At 64.3% G+C, this 18,903-nt stretch carries 17 protein-coding genes; 4 read left to right on the top strand and 13 right to left on the bottom strand.

The genetic code is table 11. The annotated features are described in order from the left end of the window. Positions 1-171: 171 nt before the first annotated feature. Together ARADN35_RS0113520 and ARADN35_RS0113525 are read right to left on the bottom strand one after the other, a co-directional pair. Positions 172-522, bottom strand: coding sequence for a hypothetical protein (locus ARADN35_RS0113520; protein WP_139019196.1), 351 nt, complete (start codon positions 520-522; stop codon positions 172-174). Positions 523-525: 3 nt separating this feature from the next. Beyond that, entirely contained in the window at positions 526-855 is a 330-nt protein-coding gene (locus tag ARADN35_RS0113525; RefSeq protein WP_010462978.1) for a hypothetical protein, read from the bottom strand. Between the two features lie 257 nt (positions 856-1,112). Between ARADN35_RS0113525 and ARADN35_RS0113530 the strand changes: the two genes are divergently transcribed. After that, positions 1,113-1,526 carry a VOC family protein gene (locus ARADN35_RS0113530; RefSeq protein WP_010462980.1) on the top strand — a complete coding sequence of 138 codons (414 nt, stop codon included), beginning with the start codon at positions 1,113-1,115 and terminating at the stop codon, positions 1,524-1,526. Positions 1,527-1,721: 195 nt separating this feature from the next. On the opposite strand, the gene ARADN35_RS0113535 is transcribed toward ARADN35_RS0113530, so the two are convergent. After that, positions 1,722-2,702, bottom strand: coding sequence for a Bug family tripartite tricarboxylate transporter substrate binding protein (locus ARADN35_RS0113535; RefSeq protein ID WP_010462983.1), 981 nt, complete (start codon positions 2,700-2,702; stop codon positions 1,722-1,724). Positions 2,703-3,014: 312 nt separating this feature from the next. Then, positions 3,015-4,028: a fumarylacetoacetate hydrolase family protein gene (locus ARADN35_RS0113540; RefSeq protein ID WP_010462984.1), complete on the bottom strand. Its 1,014-nt coding sequence runs from the start codon at positions 4,026-4,028 to the stop codon at positions 3,015-3,017. A 103-nt stretch (positions 4,029-4,131) separates the two neighbouring features. Between ARADN35_RS0113540 and ARADN35_RS0113545 the strand changes: the two genes are divergently transcribed. The 3 genes from ARADN35_RS0113545 to ARADN35_RS0113555 all read left to right on the top strand — a co-directional run bounded on the left by ARADN35_RS0113545 (position 4,132) and on the right by ARADN35_RS0113555 (position 6,729). After that, on the top strand, positions 4,132-4,914 hold the full coding sequence (locus ARADN35_RS0113545) for an IclR family transcriptional regulator (protein WP_010462987.1): 783 nt from the start codon (positions 4,132-4,134) through the stop codon (positions 4,912-4,914). 28 nt (positions 4,915-4,942) lie between these two features. Further along, positions 4,943-6,097, top strand: a complete 1,155-nt coding sequence (locus ARADN35_RS0113550) for a DUF3108 domain-containing protein (RefSeq protein WP_029414007.1) — start codon at positions 4,943-4,945, stop codon at positions 6,095-6,097. A gap of 332 nt (positions 6,098-6,429) precedes the next feature. Further along, positions 6,430-6,729, top strand: a complete 300-nt coding sequence (locus tag ARADN35_RS0113555) for a BTH_I0359 family protein (protein WP_010462989.1) — start codon at positions 6,430-6,432, stop codon at positions 6,727-6,729. Positions 6,730-6,839: 110 nt separating this feature from the next. Here the strand turns inward: ARADN35_RS0113555 and ARADN35_RS26345 are convergent, their stop codons facing one another. From ARADN35_RS26345 to ARADN35_RS0113600, 9 genes are all read right to left on the bottom strand, one after another. Beyond that, entirely contained in the window at positions 6,840-9,269 is a 2,430-nt protein-coding gene (locus tag ARADN35_RS26345) for a tetratricopeptide repeat protein (RefSeq protein WP_010462990.1), read from the bottom strand. Between the two features lie 97 nt (positions 9,270-9,366). Further along, entirely contained in the window at positions 9,367-10,434 is a 1,068-nt protein-coding gene (locus ARADN35_RS0113565) for an AbrB family transcriptional regulator (RefSeq protein ID WP_010462991.1), read from the bottom strand. A gap of 177 nt (positions 10,435-10,611) precedes the next feature. After that, entirely contained in the window at positions 10,612-11,562 is a 951-nt protein-coding gene (locus ARADN35_RS0113570; RefSeq protein ID WP_010462992.1) for a UDP-glucuronic acid decarboxylase family protein, read from the bottom strand. Continuing rightward, entirely contained in the window at positions 11,559-12,959 is a 1,401-nt protein-coding gene (locus ARADN35_RS0113575) for a UDP-glucose dehydrogenase family protein (RefSeq protein WP_010462993.1), read from the bottom strand. The genes ARADN35_RS0113570 and ARADN35_RS0113575 overlap by 4 nt, the downstream gene beginning before the upstream one ends. 377 nt (positions 12,960-13,336) lie before the next feature. Further along, entirely contained in the window at positions 13,337-13,825 is a 489-nt protein-coding gene (locus ARADN35_RS0113580; RefSeq protein ID WP_010462994.1) for a hemerythrin domain-containing protein, read from the bottom strand. Between the two features lie 85 nt (positions 13,826-13,910). Continuing rightward, positions 13,911-14,324, bottom strand: a complete 414-nt coding sequence (locus ARADN35_RS0113585) for a hypothetical protein (protein WP_010462995.1) — start codon at positions 14,322-14,324, stop codon at positions 13,911-13,913. Positions 14,325-14,372: 48 nt separating this feature from the next. Beyond that, complete coding sequence (locus ARADN35_RS0113590) at positions 14,373-15,044, bottom strand: nitroreductase family protein (protein ID WP_010462996.1); 672 nt, start codon at positions 15,042-15,044, stop codon at positions 14,373-14,375. A gap of 24 nt (positions 15,045-15,068) precedes the next feature. After that, positions 15,069-16,400: an NnrS family protein gene (locus ARADN35_RS0113595; protein WP_242421487.1), complete on the bottom strand. Its 1,332-nt coding sequence runs from the start codon at positions 16,398-16,400 to the stop codon at positions 15,069-15,071. Beyond that, the gene (locus ARADN35_RS0113600) at positions 16,397-18,841 is read right to left on the bottom strand and encodes an adenosylcobalamin-dependent ribonucleoside-diphosphate reductase (RefSeq protein ID WP_010462998.1); all 2,445 of its coding nucleotides are present in this window, start codon (positions 18,839-18,841) and stop codon (positions 16,397-16,399) included. The genes ARADN35_RS0113595 and ARADN35_RS0113600 overlap by 4 nt, the downstream gene beginning before the upstream one ends. Positions 18,842-18,903: the final 62 nt, after the last annotated feature.

Raw genomic sequence — 18,903 nt, forward strand, 5'->3', positions numbered from 1 at the left:
ACACGCTCTGCACGCCACGGCTCCGTAGACACCCTCGGCGGCCAGGTTGGCCCTGAGATTGTGTCGCGATTGCGCCGGCCGCCGGTCGCCTTGGCAACAGAGCCCGTGCTGGCGTGCAGGGCAACGGTCGCCACCCCAAGCGTTCTAAGCTCGGGGAGGTTAAACGACGCCCTAACGCGCCAACACCAGCATCGCAAACCCGCCCAGCACCAAAGCCGCAATCCCCGCAAGGGCCGTGATGCCAACGACCAGTGCCTTGACCGCCCAGCGCCAGCGGCCCGGCCCGGCCACCGGTATCGACCGCAAGCCCCACAGGAGCAGCACCACCGCAACACACAAAGTGCCCAACGCAATGGCAAAGGCCGACCCGATGCAGGTCATGCCAAAGGTGCCACAACCCGCCGCATGCCCAAAGCCGCTGAGTGCGGCTGCCGCCGCCCCCAGGCCCACCAGCAGGACCGCTAGGCCGGCCCCAATGGGAGCCGGTACAGAAGACGCAGACCGGGAATGATTCGGCTCCATCGGTCAACCCAGGGCCGGCTGCCACGGCAGTGTGGCGTCAGTCAACGCCATCTGCCAGAGGTCGGCATAGACCGGGAACGCCTGCATGCGGGTTTCGTCGGACTCAAGCTCCACTGCCTCATCAGTCAGCGCCCGCACGCTCCAGTCGGCAAACGCTGCGTACCGCCGCCTCTGCATGTCGATCAGCACCGAATGCAATGCGCTGGTGGTGCAGGCCACGTACTGCCCGTTGGGGCTGACGAAAAAATAGCGGACCTCGGCTGGCACGAGGGCGGCCATGGGCAGGGCGCGATGCAATACGTCGGCCCATTCGGGGGCTGTGGGAGTGGACATCGGGGAAAGCTTTGGTGGGCGCGGGTGAAGAAATGCCGCACCGCGGACGCATCCGCGTTGGGGCACTGTACCCCGGCGCCCGAAGATCGAGGCCGTGGCCTGCTCAAACGCCAAGGCAGTCTGCGTGCGGAGCCAGTGGCAGGGTTCTCGTGCCCACAACACCCATCCGTTTTAGCTTGCCACAAATACTGTATTTACATACAGTATCTACATGTATGCAAAACGCGTGCAGAACAACCCAGAGAGCAAATCTCCCCATGATTGACCACATGACTTTCCGCGTGACCGACATCGGCCGCGCCAAGGCTTTCTACAGTGCAGCCCTTGCGCCCCTCGGCTACAGCCTGTGTTTTGAGGGCAACTACGGCTCGAACATGCTGGGCTTCGCCTACCCCGATGCGTCCGAGCCCGATGGCAAAAAGGCCGATGTGTGGTTCATCGACGGACCGTCGCCGTACGGTGGCCCACCGGCCACCACGGGCTGCCACCTGGCGTGGAAGGCAGCAAACCGTGCACAGGTGGATGCCTTTTACGCCGCAGCCATCGCCGCTGGCGGCAAGGGCAATGGCGCCCCCGGCCTGCGGACCGACTACCACGAGCACTACTACGGCGCCTTCGTCATCGACCCCGAGGGCAACAACGTGGAAGCGGTGTGCCATCTGCCAGAGTAGGCGGCCTTTTTGCGCTTGGAACGGCGCGGCAAGTACCTGGGCGTACCCCGCGGAACTGGCTTTTCCGCTCACTGGGAACGAGCCCTTGGGCTGAAGCCTGCAACCGCAGTCTGCCGCGCAGGCATGGACAGATAGAAGATCCCTCGTTTGGAGCGAGCACCGAGTGGCGCGGCGCTCACACCGGGCATGAATGCATCAGTCCAGCTTCACGCCCGCCGTCTTGATGATTTCGCCCCAACGTTTGGACTCCGCCCGCGCCATCGCACGGAACTGCTCCGGCGTGCCGGGCAGGGCTTCCATGCCGAAGTCGTTCATGCGCTTGACCACGGCGGGGTTGAGCAGGGCCTTGTTCAGGTCGGCATTCAAACGCGCGGTGATGGCCGCGGGCAGGCCGGCGGGCGCCAGGATGCCCTGGAAGGCAAACACCTCCGAGTTGGGCACGCCGGCTTCGGCCAGCGTGGGCACGTCGGGCAATGCGGCCACGCGCTTGGCCGAGCCGATGGCCAGGGCGCGCACCTTGCCGGAGGTGATCACGGGCAGGCCGGCGGCCAGGTCCAGGAACATGCAGGGCACCTGCCCGCCCATCACGTCCTGCAGCGCAGGCGCCGCGCCCCGGTAGGGGATGTGCGTGAGGAAGGTCTTGGTGCGGTTCTTGAACATCTCCATCGCCAGGTGGTGCGGCGAGCCGTTGCCGGGCGATGCGTAGTTGAGCTTGCCGGGGTTGGCGCGCGCGTAGGCCAGGAATTCCTTGACCGTCTTGGCTTCGAACGCGGGGTTGACCACCAGCGCCAGCGGAAAGCGGCTGATGCCGCCCACGTAGGTGAAGTCTTTCTCGGGGTTGAACGGCAGCTTGGTGAACAGGTGCTCGTTGAAGGCCAGCACGGCGTTGTCGGCCGACATGAAGGTGTTGCCGTCGGGCTTGGCGGTGGCCACCATCTGCGCACCGATGTTGGTGGAAGCACCGGGGCGGTTGTCCACAATGATCTGCTGGCCCAGTGTCTGGCGCATGGCCTCGGCCACGGTGCGCGCCAGCACGTCGGTGCCGCCGCCGGCCGGGTACGGCACGACCCAGCGCAGGGGTTGATCAGGCCAGGCGGCCTGCTGCGCAGCGGCCCAGGGGGCGGCGGAAGTGGCGCCTGCGGCGGCCAGGGCGGACAAGAGCGTTCTGCGTTGCATGGGGTTGTCTCCTTGTGATTACTATTAATTTGATAGCTTCTAGCGCTTGACTATCAAGCGGTAGAGGCCGTTTTTATGGGTATTTTGCACCTGCTGCGGGAGCCTGGGGGCTGAACACGGTGCTCCATCGCTCGGCCCCGGCTTCGACAGGCTCAGCCCGAACGGGTGAGGGGTGGGCTGGCAGGCGCGACCTGTAGAACGAGCGGTGCGCGGGGCCCGCCCTGCCAGACAAGGCCGCTGCACATGCGCCCGCTACCAGCAGCCACTGGCTGCGGCGACGGTTGCAGTTGCAGTTGCAGTGGCCGTCGCGGCTCAGGCTTCAGGCGCTGCAATCGTCTGATCGATGGCGCCGAAGATGCTCGCGCCGTCCTTGCCCTTGACCTCGATGCGGATGGTGTCGCCAAACTTCATGAACTCCGTGCTGGGCTTGCCGTCCTGGATGGTCTCGATGCAGCGCTTTTCGGCGATGCAGCTGTAGCCCTTGGGCCATTCGGTGCGGCCGTTGGCGTCGGTGACGCCCTTGTTGCTCACGGTGCCGCTGCCGATGATGGAGCCGGCGCGCAGGTTGCGCGTCTTGGCGACGTGGGCAATCAGCTGGCCGAAGTGGAAGGTCATCTCGGGGCCGGCGTCGCACATGCCGACCTTGCGGCCGTTCCAGGTGGATTGCACGGTAAGGTTCACACGGCCGTGGTCCCAGGCGTCGCCCAGCTCGTCCAACGTCACGGCCACGGGGCCAAAGGCGGTGGCGGGCTTGCTCTGGAAGAAGCCGAAGCCCTTGGCCAGCTCGGCCGGGATCAGGTTGCGCAGGCTCACGTCGTTGGCAATCATCACCAGGCGAATGCCGTCCAGCGCCTGGTCGGCGTTGGTGCCCATCTTCACGTCGCCGGTGATGACGGCGATCTCGGCCTCGAAGTCGATGCCCATGGCTTCGCTCGGGACCACCACGTCGTCGCGCGGGCCGATGAAGTCGTCGCTGCCGCCCTGGTACATCAGGGGGTCGGTGTAGAAGCTCTCGGGCACCTCGGAGTTGCGCGCTTTTCGCACCAGTTCGACGTGGTTGATGTAGGCCGAGCCGTCAGCCCACTGGTAAGCGCGCGGCAGCGGTGCCATGCACTGGGCGGGGTCGAAGGGGAAGGCGTGGCGCGCGCGGCCGCTGTTGAGCTGGTCGTACAGGTCCTGCAGCTGGGGCGAGAGGAAGCCCCAGTCGTCCAGCACCTGCTGCAGCTTGCTGGCAATGCCGGTCGCATAATGGGCCGTGCCCAGGTCGCGGGAGACGACAACCAGTTGGCCGTCGCGCGAGCCGTCTTTGTAGGTAGCGAGTTTCATGGTGGCAGGACCTTTGTCTCAAGGGGTTGAAAGTCTTCACCCAACACGAATTACGCTTGGGTAAATTGATTTAACTAAACAAAACTCGCAAATTTTAGTGCACATGGACAAAGAACGTGCAGGAATTCAATCGGTCGAGGTGGGTTTTGCCCTGCTGGAGGGGCTGACACGCTCGCGCGGGCCACTGATGCTCAAGGATGTGGCGGCCTCGGCCGGCATGAGCGCGGCCAAGGCGCACCGGTATCTGGTGAGCTTTCAGCGCCTGGGCCTGGTCACGCAGGACCCGCGCAACGCGCGATACGACCTGGGCCCCGCCGCCCTCAAGCTGGGGCTGGCCTCGCTGGCCCGGCTCGATGCCGTGCGCCTGGCGCGCGAGCGCATGCCCGAGCTCATGGAAAGCATCGGCCACACCTTGGCGTTGGCCGTGTGGGGCAACCACGGCCCGACCATCGTGCACTGGGAGGAATCGCCCCAGGCCGTCACGGCCAACCTGCGGCTGGGCGACGTGATGCCGCTGTTGTCGTCGGCCACCGGCCGCTGCTTTGCGGCGCACATGGCGCCTGATGTGGTGGCCCCGCTGCTCAAGGACGAGTTGGCCCGCGCCGTGAAGATGCGGCGCACCGATCTGCCCTCCACCATGACCGAGGTGAACGCCCTGCTGGCCGAGGTGCGCACGCGCGGTGCCGCCCGCGTGGTCGACACCCTGCTGCCAGGCATCGTGGCGTTCTGCGCGCCCGTGTTCGATTCGGACGGGCACCTGGAGCTGGGCATCACCACGCTGGGCTCCATCGCCACCTTCGACCCCGAGTGGGGCGGCGCCATTGACGTGCCGCTGCGCGCGGCTGCCGCCCAGCTCTCCAGTGATCTGGGCGCAGGCAGCGCCTGACACCCGCCACCGTACAGCGATCGACTGGATGCCACGGCAGGCCCTGGTTCTCATCACCGCCTTGGTATTGGCCTTGCACTGGCTGGTGCTGCACGGCGTGCCCCTGGCCTGGGACAGCCCTCAGCAGCCGATGGCGGGCCGCGTCTTCAGCACGCGCAGCGTGGCAGCCGCGCCACCCGCTCCAGCCCCCGTTGCGGCCCCAACAGCCGCGCCCACCCCGCCTGCGGCCATAGCGGCCAAGCCCGTGGTGCGCAGAAGACAGGCGCCACCCGCCTCCTCCCCGGCTGCAGCAGATCCGACGGTTGCGGCGCCCGAGGCCTCTGTGCAGGTGGCAGGTGCAGAGGCCAGCGCAAACTCCACCGCCGCGGCGCCAGCACCAGACATTGCCACGCCAAGCGCAGCCGCCCCAGCATCAGCCCCCCAGGCCGAGGCGCCAGAATCAGGGGCTTCGGCACCGTCTGCAGAAGAAACCACTGCCGCCGGGATCGACATCGCGCCCCCTGGCTCTGGCACAGGCCGCACTGCAGGCGCCCCACCGCCCCCCGTACGGATTCCGGCCCCCACCCGGCTGGTGTTCGACGTGAGCGGGCAGGCCAAGAAGTTCGCCTACAACGCCCGTGCCGAGCTGCTCTGGCAACACGACGGCAGCCGCTACGAAGCGCGCCAGGAGGTCAGCGCCTTCCTGGTGGGCAGCCGTACGCAGCGCAGCGTGGGCGCCATCACGGCCCAGGGCCTGCTGCCTGAGAAGTTCTCCGACAAGTCCCGCAGCGAGCAGGCTGCACATTTCGACCATGCCAAGGGCCGGGTGACCTTCAGCGCCAACACGCCCGAGGCCGCCGTGGGCCCTGGCGCGCAGGACCGGCTGAGCCTGTTTATCCAGCTGGGCGCCATGCTGGCCGCCGACCCCGTCCGTTTTGTGCCCGGCACCCAGGTCACCATCACCACCGTGAGCGCCCGCACCGCCGACCGCTGGACCTTCACCGTCGAAGGCCCTGAAACGCTGGACCTGCCTGCAGGCCCCACCCCCGCCCTGAAGCTGCTGCGCCTGCCCCGCAAGGACTACGACCAGAAGGCCGAGCTGTGGGTGGCGCCCAGCCTCAACTACCTGCCCGTGCGCATCAAGCTGACCCAGGCCAACAGCGACTTTGCGGACCTGCTACTGCGCAGCAGTGGCGCACCTTGAGGCTTGGTCGGGGCGAGGCCGACTGAAGCTGGGCTCCGCGAGAGAGAAGGCGGCAGAGCGGACGGCTGCGACACACCCTCCTGCAGCAAAGTGTTGCGCCCGAACGCCACCCGAGCCCCGGAGCGGTAAAAAACCCGCACGAACCCGGTCGCATCACTTTTTCATGAAATACTGGAACGCAGCAGAGAACCAAGCCCAGAGCGGGCTTCCCCTGATAACCGATACGTAGGACAAGGCGTTACGACCTTGCCAGCGTTTCCTGGAAGCTGCCTTGGGCCTTGAACTCTGCGAACCCGCTGTCATCTGACATCTATATCGACAAGGGGAACACGATGCACATGCTCTACGACTCAGAATCCTTCGTGGTGGTCCACATGCTGCCCGACGCCGTGGAGAAAAAGAGCACCCAGGCGCTCAACGACACCGCCCCCGCAGTTCCCCAGCTCGCACGCCATGGCTTTGAAATCGTGGACAAGCGTTCGGGCAAGGAGGTGTACCTGGACGGTTCCTGGGCCGAGATGTTCCAGGAGCAGATCCTGGCTTGGCAGCGCGACACCCCCACGCAAGAAGAAGTGGAAGACGCCTTGGACCGTTATGCGGGCCTGGCGCAGAACCCTGTGGTCGTGCACTGATCCACCTGCGCTTCAGCTGTTTCTGCCGCGACGGTAGCGGCACACCCGGAGGCCCTTCGGGCCTCGCCAAAACCCGGGGCCGGGAGAGCATGCCCTCCCCGCCTCCGGCTCTATACATCGATCACTTCGGGCGCCAGGCCCTGCATGTACCGCCCATGCATCGCGACATAGGCTGCCTCGATGTCGCGCGCAAACTGACGGGTGTTGAACAGTGGGGACTGGGCTTTTTCCGCTTGGAGTTTGTCGTGCAGCGCTTTCAGGCGCGCAGGATCCCGCGCGAGTGAGATCGCCAGAGCTTCATACTCTGCGGCGCTGTGGGTCACGAGTTCCGGCAGGCCCACGGCATGCAGCAGGCTCGCCGCCACACGCGCCGCAAACGATTCTCCCAGCTGCGTAAGCACCGGTAGACCCGCCCACAAGGCATCACTGGCCGTGGTGTGGGCGTTGTAGGGCAAGGTATCCAGAAACAGGTCGGCCAGCCGGTGGCGCGCCAGGTGCTGATCCAGAGGCAGGCGCTGTGCAAACACCAGCCTCTCAGGAGCCACGCCGCGCGCCTGCGCCTCACGCCGCAGGCTGCCCTCCACAGCAGGGTTATCTGCCAAAAGCCAGAGAACGCTGTCCGGAACCGCCTGCAGGATGCGCATCCAGCTGTCAAAGACCTGTGGAAGGATCTTCTGGTTGTTGTTGAAACAGCAGAACACGCGCCCTGTCGCAGGCAACCGTGCCTCCTCTCTGGTGAAGACCCGATCACTGATTGCGCGCTGCGAGTCATTGACTTGGTAGCTGTGCGGCAGGTAGGCGAGTTTTTCGGTGAAATGGATCTGCGCCTGGGCTGGGACGACCACCTTGTCGGCAATCACGTAGTCCATATAGTTCGCACCGGTCGTCCCCGGGTAGCCCAGATAACCGGCCTGGACGGGTGCGCAGCGGTGGGCAAAAATGCCAAATCGGCAGCCCGTCGTGAAACCCATCAGGTCAATGGCGATGTCAATGCCCAGCTCCCGCGACAAGCGGGCGATATCGATCTCGCTGCGCTCGCGCACGTCGATGAAATGGTCGAAACCTGCGACCAGACGCGCGCGCATGGCATCCGTCGCGGGAGGTCCAAACGAAAACGCAAACCACTCGAAGCGTTCACGGTCATGGACTTCGAAAAGCTGCGCTATCAGATACGAAGTGGGGTGGCCGTGGAAATCCGCAGAGTAGTAACCGACCCGGATCTTGCCTCCGCCAGCACGCGCAAGGATGGTGCCCAGGACGGTGGACTCTGGGAAATCCTGCTGCACGGAAGCTTGTGCCGCCTGCTTGTGCAGCTCGGGCGAGTCGAACAGCGAAAGAGCGATGAAGGGCTTCACACCCAGCTCACCGGCCCGGATACTCTGCTCACATTGCGCCATATCGTCCGCCAGGTGCCTCCAATCACCGGTCTTGAGCCGACTGCTCGCAAGATACCCCAGCAGATACTTGGCATCTGGCTTGAGGCGATACACCGCCATGTAGTCGGCCACGGCATCCTCATGCCGGTTGAACCGGATGTGCAAATTTGCGCGGTTGTAGTACAGGTCCGGCCTTTCAGGCGCCAACCGGATCGCCTGGTCGTAGGCGGCCAGTGCTTCGGCATACCGCCCCGCTTCTAGCAATGAAAGGGCCAGAAACGACAGGATCTCCACATCTTGCGGGCTCAGCTGCGCAGCCTTCTGAAAAGCCGTCACGGCATTCGACAATTGGAAAAGGCTGCGCTGCGCGAGCCCCAGGTTCTTGTGTGCCTGGACCAGTTTTTCATTGCCCTGAATGGCGGCCTCGAAGTGCGCAATGGCCTGCGTCCACTGCTCCCTTTGCGCCAGGATCGCGCCCTTGCCGTTGTGGGCTTCCGCATGCTGCGGCCGCAGAGCGATGACCCGGTCAAAGCACTTCAAAGCCTCGTCCTGACGGCCTGCGTCGGCATGCAGCATGCCCATGTTCTGACACGCATCCACGTCGTCGCTGTCCAGGGCAAAGGCCTGCTCATAACATTTCAGCGCCTCTTCCAACCGGTCGAGCTGGCGCAAGGCATTGCCCTTGTTGTTGAACGCGGCCGCCAGACGGGGCTGGAGGGCAATCGCCTGGTCGTAGCTCGCAACGGCATCCAGGGGCCGCGACAGCTCTTTCAGGGTGATCCCCCGGTTGACATAGGCCTCGGCGAAACCAGGGCGCAGGCTGATGGCCCGCTCAAAGTGCGCCAGTGCTTCGTCATGGCGCTTCAAAGCACCCAAGGCAAGCCCGCGATTGACATGGGGAGCCGCATCCTCTGGCACCAGCTTGATGGACTGGCCGATCAGATCCACCGCCATTTGCAGATGGCCCGCCTGGTACGCCAGCACACCTTGCATGTGCAGGGCGCCAACGTTTTTCGGATCATTCTTCAAAATGGTGTTGTAGAGCTGGTTGGCCTGCGCAAGGCTTCCCTGCTGGTGCGCTTGCATGGCCTGCTCCAGCCACGCGGCCAGCTGGGCTTTCGTTGCTTGGGGAGGGCGTACGCCGAAGTTGTAGTGAATGCTCATGGTCGGGGATGTGCAACGGATGGGAACGCTCACAGACCGTCGCCAGGACAATCCATCAGCGTCGACAGAGGTGGGATTGTGACGCGCCCGCAACCGGTCAGGCCACGGGGGCAGGATAGATGCACCGGTAGAGCGGGCCGACCAGTATCAGCACGGCCATCAGTCGACACACCTGAAACGCAGTGACCACCGGCACGCCCAGCTGCAGCACCTTGGCGGTGATGGCCATCTCGGTGATGCCTCCTGGCGAGGTACCCAGCAGCAACGTGACCCACGGCAACCCGGTGGCCCAGGCCAGCAGTACCGCAAACAGTGCACACGCCCCCATCAGCACCACAGTGCCCGCAGACACAGACACGAGCCAGCGCGGCGCCGTGTGCAGGAAATCTGCGCGAAACCGGACGCCCAGGCTTACGCCGATCACCAGTTGCGCTGCATTCACCATCGGCTGCGGCACGGCGGACAAGGTGATGCCCGCCATGGTGAGCCCCATGGACACCAGCATGGCCCCCATGAACCAGGGGTTGGCCCGGTCCAGCCGGTCCATCAACAAAGCCCCAGCCCCCGTCAGCAGCGCCATCAGCGCCAGCCCGGGCCAGCTCACCACGCGGGCCATCGGCGGCAGCATGTCCAGCCCCTGCAAGCCACTCCACTGCAGGGCAAACGGGATCGTCAAGGTGACGATCAGCAAGCGCAGGCTGTGGCTGGCCGCAACCAGGTCCGTCCGGGCGTTTTCACGCTCGGACAGCAATGTCATTTCAGATGCCGCACCAATAGCCCCGGAAAAATAGCTCGTGGCACGCAGCATGGGTGCAGGTACACCATGCATACGCGGTGCATGCACACGGTACAACCAGGCCCCGAACAGCCAGCCCAGGAACAACGCCCACATGACACCCAGCGCAATGGCCCACCAGAGCCCCCCAATCAGCACGACCACCTGCGGGGTGAAATACAAACCCAGCGCCGCACCAATGGCCCATTGCCCCGCATTGCGCAGCGGCCCCCAGCTGTGCGTAGGGCCACCCGCCATCGACACGATGGACGTGGCCAGCAACGGACCGATCATCCACGGCAAGGGCGTGTGCAGCGCGACACAGCCCCCGGCGGCAACCAGGGCGAGAAGAAGGGTGAAAAGGACGCGAAGCAGAAAATTCACAGGCATGGGTTTGGGATGCTTACGGAGCACAAGGCGGCGCCTCCCACGGGGACCATACCCTCACTTGGACTCAAACCACCCGAGGAAAATGGAACGGGGGGCATCGTGGAATGCCACCGCAAACTCCGAGAGCCAGATCCCACAACACTCCATGCCACCCGGTGCCCATCGCGCCTTTTCAACTCAACCAGTGCCCTCTGCCCTGAAATAGGCAATGGTCTTGCGCAAACCGGCGTCAAGATCAATGCGGGGCTCCCAGCCACCCAGCAGCTGCCGCGCCAGCGCGATGTCGGGCTGGCGCTGACGGGGGTCATCTCCCGGCAGGGTATGGTGGCTGATCCGGGCAGAGGACCCAGTCTGCGCGAGAACCTTTTGCGCCAGCTCCAGGATGGTGAACTCATCCGGATTGCCCAGGTTGATGGGGCCCGCCACTTCGTCGGGCGTGGCCATCGTGCGCACCAGGGCTTCCACCAGGTCGTCTACATAGCAAAAACTGCGGGTCTGCGCCCCTGCACCATACACCGTCAGGTCCGCGCCGCTGAGAGCCTGGACGATGAAGTTGGAAACAACCCGGCCATCGTCGGGGCGCATGCGGGGGCCATAGGTATTGAACAGCCGCACCACCTTCGTGCGCACACCATGTTGGCGCCGGTAGTCGAAAAACAGGGTCTCTGCACAGCGCTTGCCCTCGTCGTAGCAGGCACGCACCCCGATGGGGTTGACGTTGCCCCAGTAGGACTCCGGCTGCGGATGCACGCTGGGGTCGCCATACACCTCGCTGGTGGAAGCCTGCAGAATAAAGGCCCCGCACTTACGGGCCAGCTCCAGCAGGTTCATCGCACCGATCACGCTGGTGCGCAGGGTCCGCAGTGGATCGGCCTGGTAATGCACGGGTGATGCAGGGCAGGCGAGGTTGTAGATTTCATCCACCTCGACATCCAGCGGCTGGGTGACATCATGGCGAAGCAAGCGAAAGCCCGGCAAAGCCTGGAAGTGGGCGATGTTTTTTTCCAAGCCCGTCGAAAAGTCATCCATGCACCACACCGCATGGCCATCGCCCAGCAGGCGCTCGCACAGATGGGAGCCAAGGAAGCCTGCGCCCCCAGTGACCAGGATTTTCTTCGCCGTCGTCATGGTGTGGTGGATCCCGGTGCCTCCAACGCGTTACGGCCCACGGTCAGATAGTCGAAACCCAGGGCTCGCATGGAACGTGGTTCGTAAAGATTTCGCCCGTCCACGATCAGCGGGTGCCGCAGGGCCGCCCGCAGGGCATCGAAGTTGGGACTGCGGAAAACCTGCCATTCGGTCACGATCAGCAAGGCGTCTGCGTCGCGCGCTGCCTCCATAGGGCCCTGGGCATAGCAGATACGCTCCAGCAGGCGAGGCCTGTCGCGCAGGTCGTCCTCCAGACAGCGGCGAGCCTCCTGCATGGCTACCGGATCGAATACCTGAAGCACGGCCCCACGCTCCAGCAATTCGCGCACCAGCACCCGGCTGGGAGCCTCACGCATGTCATCGGTATTGGGCTTGAAGGCCAGACCCCACAAGGCAAGCCGGCGGCCGGAGAGATCCGGTCCGAGCCGTTGTACGAGTTTGTCCACCAGCAGCCGCTTTTGGCCATCGTTGACGTGTGCCACCGCTGCAAGCAACTGCAGCGGCAGCCCCACGTCATTTCCCATCCGCTGCAACGCGGTCACATCCTTGGGGAAACAGCTGCCGCCGTAGCCCACGCCCGGGTAAAGAAAGCTGTCCCCAATGCGGGGGTCGGCGCCAATGCCCACCCGCACTGGTTCGATGTCCACACCCAGGCGGTCGGCCAGATTTGCCATTTCATTCATGAAGCTGATGCGCGTTGCGAGCATGGCGTTGGCGGCGTACTTCGTGAACTCGGCGCTGCGACGGTCCATGCAGATGACACGATCATGCCCATGCCCAAATGGCCGATACAACGCACGCATGAGATCACCGGCACGCTGCTCTTCGGGCGCGTCGCCCAACCCAACGATGATGCGGTCAGGCCGCATGAAATCTTCGATCGCACTGCCCTCCTTGAGGAACTCGGGATTGGAGACCACGGCAAAACCAGGCGCTGGCTCGGCCCCAGGCCAGCGCTCGGCCAACACGGAGGCCACCACATCGCACACCGCCTCGCCCGAGCCCACAGGCACCGTGGACTTGTTGACGATCACCTTGAAACTGGTCATGTGGGTGGCAATGGCACGCGCCACTTCAAACACGTGGCGCAGATCCGCGCTGCCATCTCCTGCGGCGGGCGTGCCCACCGCGATGAATTGCATATCCCCGTGGGCCACACCGCGCGCCATATCGATGGAAAACGCCAGACGCCCTGCGCGGGCATTGCTGACGACCAGCTCTCGCAAGCCGGGTTCATAGATCGGCACCTCTCCGCGCTGCAGCGCGGAGATCTTGTCCGCATCCGTGTCGATGCACAGGACATCATTGCCGAGTTCTGCAAGGCACACACCGGTGACGAGCCCTACATAACCGGTTCCGAACAGGGTGAGGTTCATGAAAATCGAAAAAATCTGAAATTACCGGGCATTGCACGCACCGTCGTAGCGCAAGGCGGCACAAAGGTTCACACCCAGGGCGCATCGGCGGCGACCCTTGGCTCAGCACTCGTACATTGTGGGGTACATCGACCCAATATGTCGCAGAAAGAGCTGTGTGCCATACAGCAGAGGGGACACCAACTCTGTAGCAAATCCCGCAAATGGGGCTTATTTCTGCATGTCAGCCAAAGCAATGATTTCGATACTGCAGCGGACCAAAACTCGGCCACAGTAGCGGGCCGGAAAAGAGCACACGGAGCAAAAAATGGCGCAACCACAACGCATGGCGCCCATGCCAACGCTTCCTAGACCGCATCACAATGCGGCGGCCGAGTCTAACCGTCTTGATGGGCACCACGCCGCACCGCCATCTCCCGCCCCACCCGATCCAGCGCTGCGAAATCCAGCAGGCACAACGCTGCAGGATAAGCTTGGTGTTCCTCGTGGCGAATATGGTCCGCATAACGCTCCGCGAACCTATCAAGAAGCACGCTGTGTCCATCCGTGAACGCTTGGATCTGGCCTTCGGCCAGATCTATCAACGGAGCTCGCGCGGCAGCCCAGTCAGCCACCATTTCCACATGGTCCTGCTGCAACCTTTGCACGAGCGTCTGGACCTCAGGCTTAGCCTGAGCGAGCAACAGCGGAAACACATGGAGCTCCTCGTCCTCATGGTGCAAGGGCGCTGCAATGTCAAAGTACCGCAGCACATCGCGTGCGGCCTGGCGCGCGCTCTCGTCAGCACCTTGCTGGCGGACATGCTCACGCAGGCGGCCCAGAAGTGCCAGTGTGCGCTGCACGCGTTCGTGGCAGGCTTCCAGCATGGCAAAGGGCTCTTCGAACCCTACTGCGGGCGCGCTGAAGCCAGGAATGTGGCGAGCGGGTGCAGGAGAGGACGCCATCCTCGCCTCACCCAAAACGCACGGGCTGGCCCTGGCGGTCGAAGGGAATGTAGGCACCATGCGCGCCGCCCTTGATCGCATCCACCATGCGCTGCAAAGGCGCCTCGGCATCGGCGCTGGTGGGCGCCTTGTTGAGCGTGCCCGACATCGCGGCTGCAAACACCATGGCCCAGTCGTGGCCAGGGGCAGTGAACTGGCGCGCCTCTCCTACCAGTGCGTCGAATGATGGCAGTTCCTGCGGCGTTTTGTCCACGCACATCAGCGGCACCAGGGCACCGCCTTGCCCGGCTTCAAAGCGCGCGCGCTGTGCGGGGGTGGCGTCGTCGGGGAGTTCAACGGCAGCAAACACAAACAAGAGACGCTGAGGTTCGGGTTGCATGCGGGCTGCCTGCAACAGATCGTCGAAGCTGGAAATGTTCATAAAAATCTTGATGAAATAAAAAATGCTGTCGGGTTCTTTCTGGCTTGCTCAGAAACCAGGCACCACGCCCTGCTGCGCGTCCAGCGTGCTCACATAACTATCTGCAACGGGCCGCGCCCGCACGGTCTTGCGCGATTGCACGGTACCGATGCTGATAAAACACAGCGCCTGCTCCCAGGCTGCCAGCTGGAACAAGCCGCGCAATCCAGCTGATTTGAGCGCTTTTCCACTCGTAAGGGCGGATCCATAGCCCTGCGCAGTGGCCATCAGCAGCATGTTCTGCACGGCACAGCCTGCTGACACCAGGCGTTCGGACAGGTCGATGGCGGGGTCCCCGCATTGGCCGTCGACCACCACCAGCATGAGCACCGGGGCTCGGTAGGCTTTTTCGCGGGCCTGCTCGGCCTGCTCTGGTGTGGCGGCTGGATCGCGCTCACGAAGAGCCCGAGCAAACACGTCTGCCAGCGCTGGCCGCGCCGCGTCGGACACCAGCACAAAACGCCAGGGCGTCAATTGGCCATGGTCGGGGGCATGGGCCGCAGCGCCAAGAATCTGGGCCAGCTCCCCCCCTCTAGGCCCTGGGGCGGCCAAGCGTTTGGGCAGGATGGTCTGGCGCGACTGGATCAGCGCAGCAGCCATCGCGGCAGTGTCGTCTGAGGTGGTCGCCGCAGCGGGCATGCGCCGTTGTGCATGCTTCAAAGGCCAGGGAATGACAGCCATCGCAGATCCTTGAAAGAGCCGCCGTCAGCCCGGGCGACCGTCAGCCCGCAGGCAGCCGTACCACCTGCCAAGCCGGACACCCCACACGCCCATGGTGGCGGCCCACAGGCATGCCGCCAGCGGCAAAAGCGACACCCACGCAACGCCAAATACCCCCGGCACCGCCGCGGCAATGCGCAGTACCGTGGCCACCTGCAGGATCCAGAACAGCGTCCATGCCGTGCGGTCTGCCACCAGCGCACGGCCACTGTGTCCACAGGACACTCGCGTCACCATGGCCAGCATCAGCGATGCCAGGCAGCCCATGGTCAACGCGTGCAGTGCTCCCAGGCCCAGCGCTCCCATGCCAAAGCCCCAGGCCAGCCACGGTGACAGCCCGCCAAGAAGAAAAGCCAGGCCGAGCCATAGAAAACCAATGTGCAGCATCGCGAGCAGCCTGTTCTTGAGGCTTTGCACCAGGCCCCAGACACAGGCCAGCCAGACCAGCACGCCACCCACGGCCAATTGCAGCGTGCCGTATACCAGCCCCCAAACCGTCCCTGCAGCACCGGCAGGCAATCCGGCCCATTCCAACCATGCAGCCAGCACCTGCAGCAGGGCCGCTGCCAGCATCAACCACAGCACCCAGAAAGGCCTCCACGCCTTCACCATGGGCATGGCGCTGGAGGTGAAAAACGGAATCATGCGATGCGCCACCGTCACATACACCACGACAACAAATCCCCACAGACCGGTGAATACCCAGACACGCGCGAGCGCATGGGTCCCCACCGCCAGACTCAGCCACAGCCCTGCAAGACTGACGCAGCCCAGCGTGCAAGCCCAGGCGATGGTGCGAGCATGCAACTGGTCCTCGGACTGGCTTTTTCGCACACGCCCCCAGAACTGCACGGTCATCCAGACGAGGCCCACCACCGCCACCGCCAGCCCGCCCAGCGCCACACCCACCCACAGGTGCGCGCCTGCCAGCCACAGCAACCACCCCACCGCCTGCGCCACCAGGGGTGTGCGAAGCGCCTGCACGGGCAAAGGCTCCACCCCAAGCCATTTGGGGCCTGCCGTGAACAAGAAGCCCGAAAAGAACAGTGGAATAAATCCGAACGCCATCACGGTCGAGTGCACCAGCGTGGGAGACACCGCGTAATAGAGCCCCCACCCACCGGTAGACCGCGCCACCTGCACCAATGCCCACCACCCCCCCGACGCCACCAGCACCACCATGGCCAGGAAGAACCCCAACCGGTGCGGCGCCAGCATCAGATAGCGCCAACGCCAGTGACTGTCCAACGACGCCAGCACTTCGGGCGAAGGTTTTCCCGACGCGGTACGCAGTGGGATGACAGGACGAGACGTCACCCGCAGGTCCCCAGGTGCCCACACTGCGTGCAATAGTCGCAACCATCCTTGCGGATCACTGCATGGGCGCCACATTCGCTGCACTTCTTGCCCGCCATGGCCTGCGGGACCGCCAGAGGCGCGGGCGCGGGCTCATCCAGCGGCAGTTGCTGTTGCACCGGGTCCGCCACGCGGCGCGCCAGGATGTTCTGGATGGCATAGGCCATGGCCGCCACTTCGGAGTCATGCCACATGGGCACCAGCGTGCCGTCGTCCTTGCGGTGGGTGCCCAGGCGCACGGGCCCACGGTCCCAGGCCACTTTGCGCATGTCGGAGAGCGCCCGCTCCAGGAAGCCGCCGCGCGCCGCCAGCGACAACATGCGCATGCTGGACGTGATCCACTGCTGCGACTCGCCGCTCTGACCTACAGGCATGAAGAACTCGATGGCCCGGTCCACCGTGCCATTGCCAACCCCCGTGGGGACCGGCAAGAACGAGACGATAAGGTACAGCGTCTTGTGGCCTTCCTGCGTCCAGTATTCGAGCTTTTCGGCCACCGCCGAGAGGCCGCCTTGCGGGCGGCTTTCGATCACGGTACGCATGGGGTCCACCGGAGGTGCGGGGGGTACTACAGGTGCTGCAACGGCTGCGGGTTCAGGCGCTGCATGGGTTTCCAGCACCGATCCCAGGATGGCATTGGGCCTGTAGGTGGCCAGGCCCTTGAGCTTGGCGCGCCAGGCCTGCAGGTACAGGTCCTTGAAACCTTCGTAGGGATAGTCGGCGGGGATGTTCACCGTCTTTGAAATGGCCGTGTCCACAAAGGGCTGCACAGCTTCCATCATGGCGATGTGGCCTTCGGCGGGCATGGCGAGGGCCGAGACGAAATAGTCCGGCAAAGCACCCACGTCACCGCCCAGTTCGCGGTAGAGCCGCCAGGCGTGGTCTTCGACGGCGTATTCCGAGGTAGTGCCGTCGGATTCACGCTTCTTGCGCTTGTACATCCACGAAAACGGCGGCTCGATGCCGTTGGAGGCGTTGTCGGCAAAAGCCAGGCTCACCGTGCCCGTAGGGGCGATGGAGAGCAAGTGGCTGTTGCGGATACCGTGCTGGCGGATGGCCGCCTTGAGCGAGTCGGGCAGGCGGTTGGCAAACGTGCCCTCTGACAGATAAGGCTCGGCCTGGAACTTGGGGAACACCCCTTTCTCGCGCGCCAGGTCCACCGACGCGGCATAGGCAGCATCGCGCATGCACTCGGCAATGCGTGCCGCCATGGTGCGCCCTTCGGGCAGGTCATAGCGCAGGCACAGCATGGCCAACGTGTTGCCCATGCCGGTAAAGCCCACACCAATGCGGCGCTTGGCCATGGCCTCGTCGCGCTGCTGCGGCAGCGGCCAATAGGTCACATCGAGCACGTTGTCCAGCGCTCGCACCTGCAGCGCCACGGCTTTGGTGAAGTCATCGAAATCAAACGCAGCCACGCCCCCGAAACCGAAGGGGTGGCGCACAAAGCGGGTCAGGATGATAGGGCCCAGGTCACAACACCCGTAGGACGGCAATGGCTGCTCGCCACAGGGGTTGGTCGCCGCGATGTCTTCGCAATAGTGCAGGTTGTTGTCTTCGTTGATGCGGCCCAGAAACAGGATGCCAGGCTCGGCGAAGTCGTAGGCCGACTTCATGATCGTGTCCCACAGCTCGCGCGCGGGCACGGTGGCGTAGACCCACAGGCCATCGGCACGCTGGCGAGCGCCCAGGGCCAGCAAAGCGGCACCCGGTTTCGCCTTGTGCACCAACTCCCACTGCGCGTTGTTCTGCACGGCGTGGATGAACGCATCCGACACGCCCACCGATACGTTGAAATTGTTCCAGCGGCCCGGCGTGCGCTTGGCGGTGATGAACTCGTGCACATCGGGATGGTCAATGCGCAGCACACCCATCTGAGCCCCCCGGCGCGCGCCTGCGCTCTCCACGGTCGAGCACGACTGGTCGAACACATTCATGTAGCTGCACGGCCCCGACGCCATGGAGGCCGTGGCCTTCACTTGCGCGCCCTTGGGCCGGATGCGGGAGAAATCGTAGCCCACGCCGCCCCCACGGCGCATGGTTTCTGCAGCCTCGCGCAGGGCTTCGTAGATGCCTGGAAAACCCTCGTCGTCCACCCCCTGGATGCAGTCGCCCACGGGCTGTACAAAACAGTTGATCAGCGTGGCCTGGATGTCGGTGCCTGCCGCGCTCATGATCCGGCCCGCTCCGATGGCGCCCGCCTTCAGGTTGGCGAGGAACAGGACTTCGTATTTGTCGCGCAGCTCCGGCGCCTCCACCGAGGCCAGGGCCCGCGCCACACGCTGGTAAAGCTCGTCTGCGGTGGTTTCCCCGGGTTTGAGGTATTTCTCACGCAACACATCCAGGCTGATGGGCTGCAATGAAGAGGTGGGCTTGAGGGGGGGCTGTGGTTCGCGTTTCATGGGGGCCGATGATTTGGGTTTCACGCCAGTGAGGTCTTGCGTTCCATCAAGAGAGCCTCATT

The sequence above is a fragment of the Acidovorax radicis N35 genome, from assembly GCF_000204195.1.
Lineage (GTDB): Bacteria > Pseudomonadota > Gammaproteobacteria > Burkholderiales > Burkholderiaceae_C > Acidovorax > Acidovorax radicis.

What these genes read in the sequence shown, in the direction of transcription:
- ARADN35_RS0113520 (WP_139019196.1), bottom strand. Translation starts at nt 522, where the DNA reads ATGGAGCCGAATCATTCCCGGTCTGCGTCTTCTGTACCGGCTCCCATT.
- ARADN35_RS0113525 (WP_010462978.1), bottom strand. Translation starts at nt 855, where the DNA reads ATGTCCACTCCCACAGCCCCCGAATGGGCCGACGTATTGCATCGCGCC.
- ARADN35_RS0113530 (WP_010462980.1), top strand. Translation starts at nt 1,113, where the DNA reads ATGATTGACCACATGACTTTCCGCGTGACCGACATCGGCCGCGCCAAG.
- ARADN35_RS0113535 (WP_010462983.1), bottom strand. Translation starts at nt 2,702, where the DNA reads ATGCAACGCAGAACGCTCTTGTCCGCCCTGGCCGCCGCAGGCGCCACT.
- ARADN35_RS0113540 (WP_010462984.1), bottom strand. Translation starts at nt 4,028, where the DNA reads ATGAAACTCGCTACCTACAAAGACGGCTCGCGCGACGGCCAACTGGTT.
- ARADN35_RS0113545 (WP_010462987.1), top strand. Translation starts at nt 4,132, where the DNA reads ATGGACAAAGAACGTGCAGGAATTCAATCGGTCGAGGTGGGTTTTGCC.
- ARADN35_RS0113550 (WP_029414007.1), top strand. Translation starts at nt 4,943, where the DNA reads ATGCCACGGCAGGCCCTGGTTCTCATCACCGCCTTGGTATTGGCCTTG.
- ARADN35_RS0113555 (WP_010462989.1), top strand. Translation starts at nt 6,430, where the DNA reads ATGCACATGCTCTACGACTCAGAATCCTTCGTGGTGGTCCACATGCTG.
- ARADN35_RS26345 (WP_010462990.1), bottom strand. Translation starts at nt 9,269, where the DNA reads ATGAGCATTCACTACAACTTCGGCGTACGCCCTCCCCAAGCAACGAAA.
- ARADN35_RS0113565 (WP_010462991.1), bottom strand. Translation starts at nt 10,434, where the DNA reads ATGCCTGTGAATTTTCTGCTTCGCGTCCTTTTCACCCTTCTTCTCGCC.
- ARADN35_RS0113570 (WP_010462992.1), bottom strand. Translation starts at nt 11,562, where the DNA reads ATGACGACGGCGAAGAAAATCCTGGTCACTGGGGGCGCAGGCTTCCTT.
- ARADN35_RS0113575 (WP_010462993.1), bottom strand. Translation starts at nt 12,959, where the DNA reads ATGAACCTCACCCTGTTCGGAACCGGTTATGTAGGGCTCGTCACCGGT.
- ARADN35_RS0113580 (WP_010462994.1), bottom strand. Translation starts at nt 13,825, where the DNA reads ATGCTGGAAGCCTGCCACGAACGCGTGCAGCGCACACTGGCACTTCTG.
- ARADN35_RS0113585 (WP_010462995.1), bottom strand. Translation starts at nt 14,324, where the DNA reads ATGAACATTTCCAGCTTCGACGATCTGTTGCAGGCAGCCCGCATGCAA.
- ARADN35_RS0113590 (WP_010462996.1), bottom strand. Translation starts at nt 15,044, where the DNA reads ATGGCTGTCATTCCCTGGCCTTTGAAGCATGCACAACGGCGCATGCCC.
- ARADN35_RS0113600 (WP_010462998.1), bottom strand. Translation starts at nt 18,841, where the DNA reads ATGAAACGCGAACCACAGCCCCCCCTCAAGCCCACCTCTTCATTGCAG.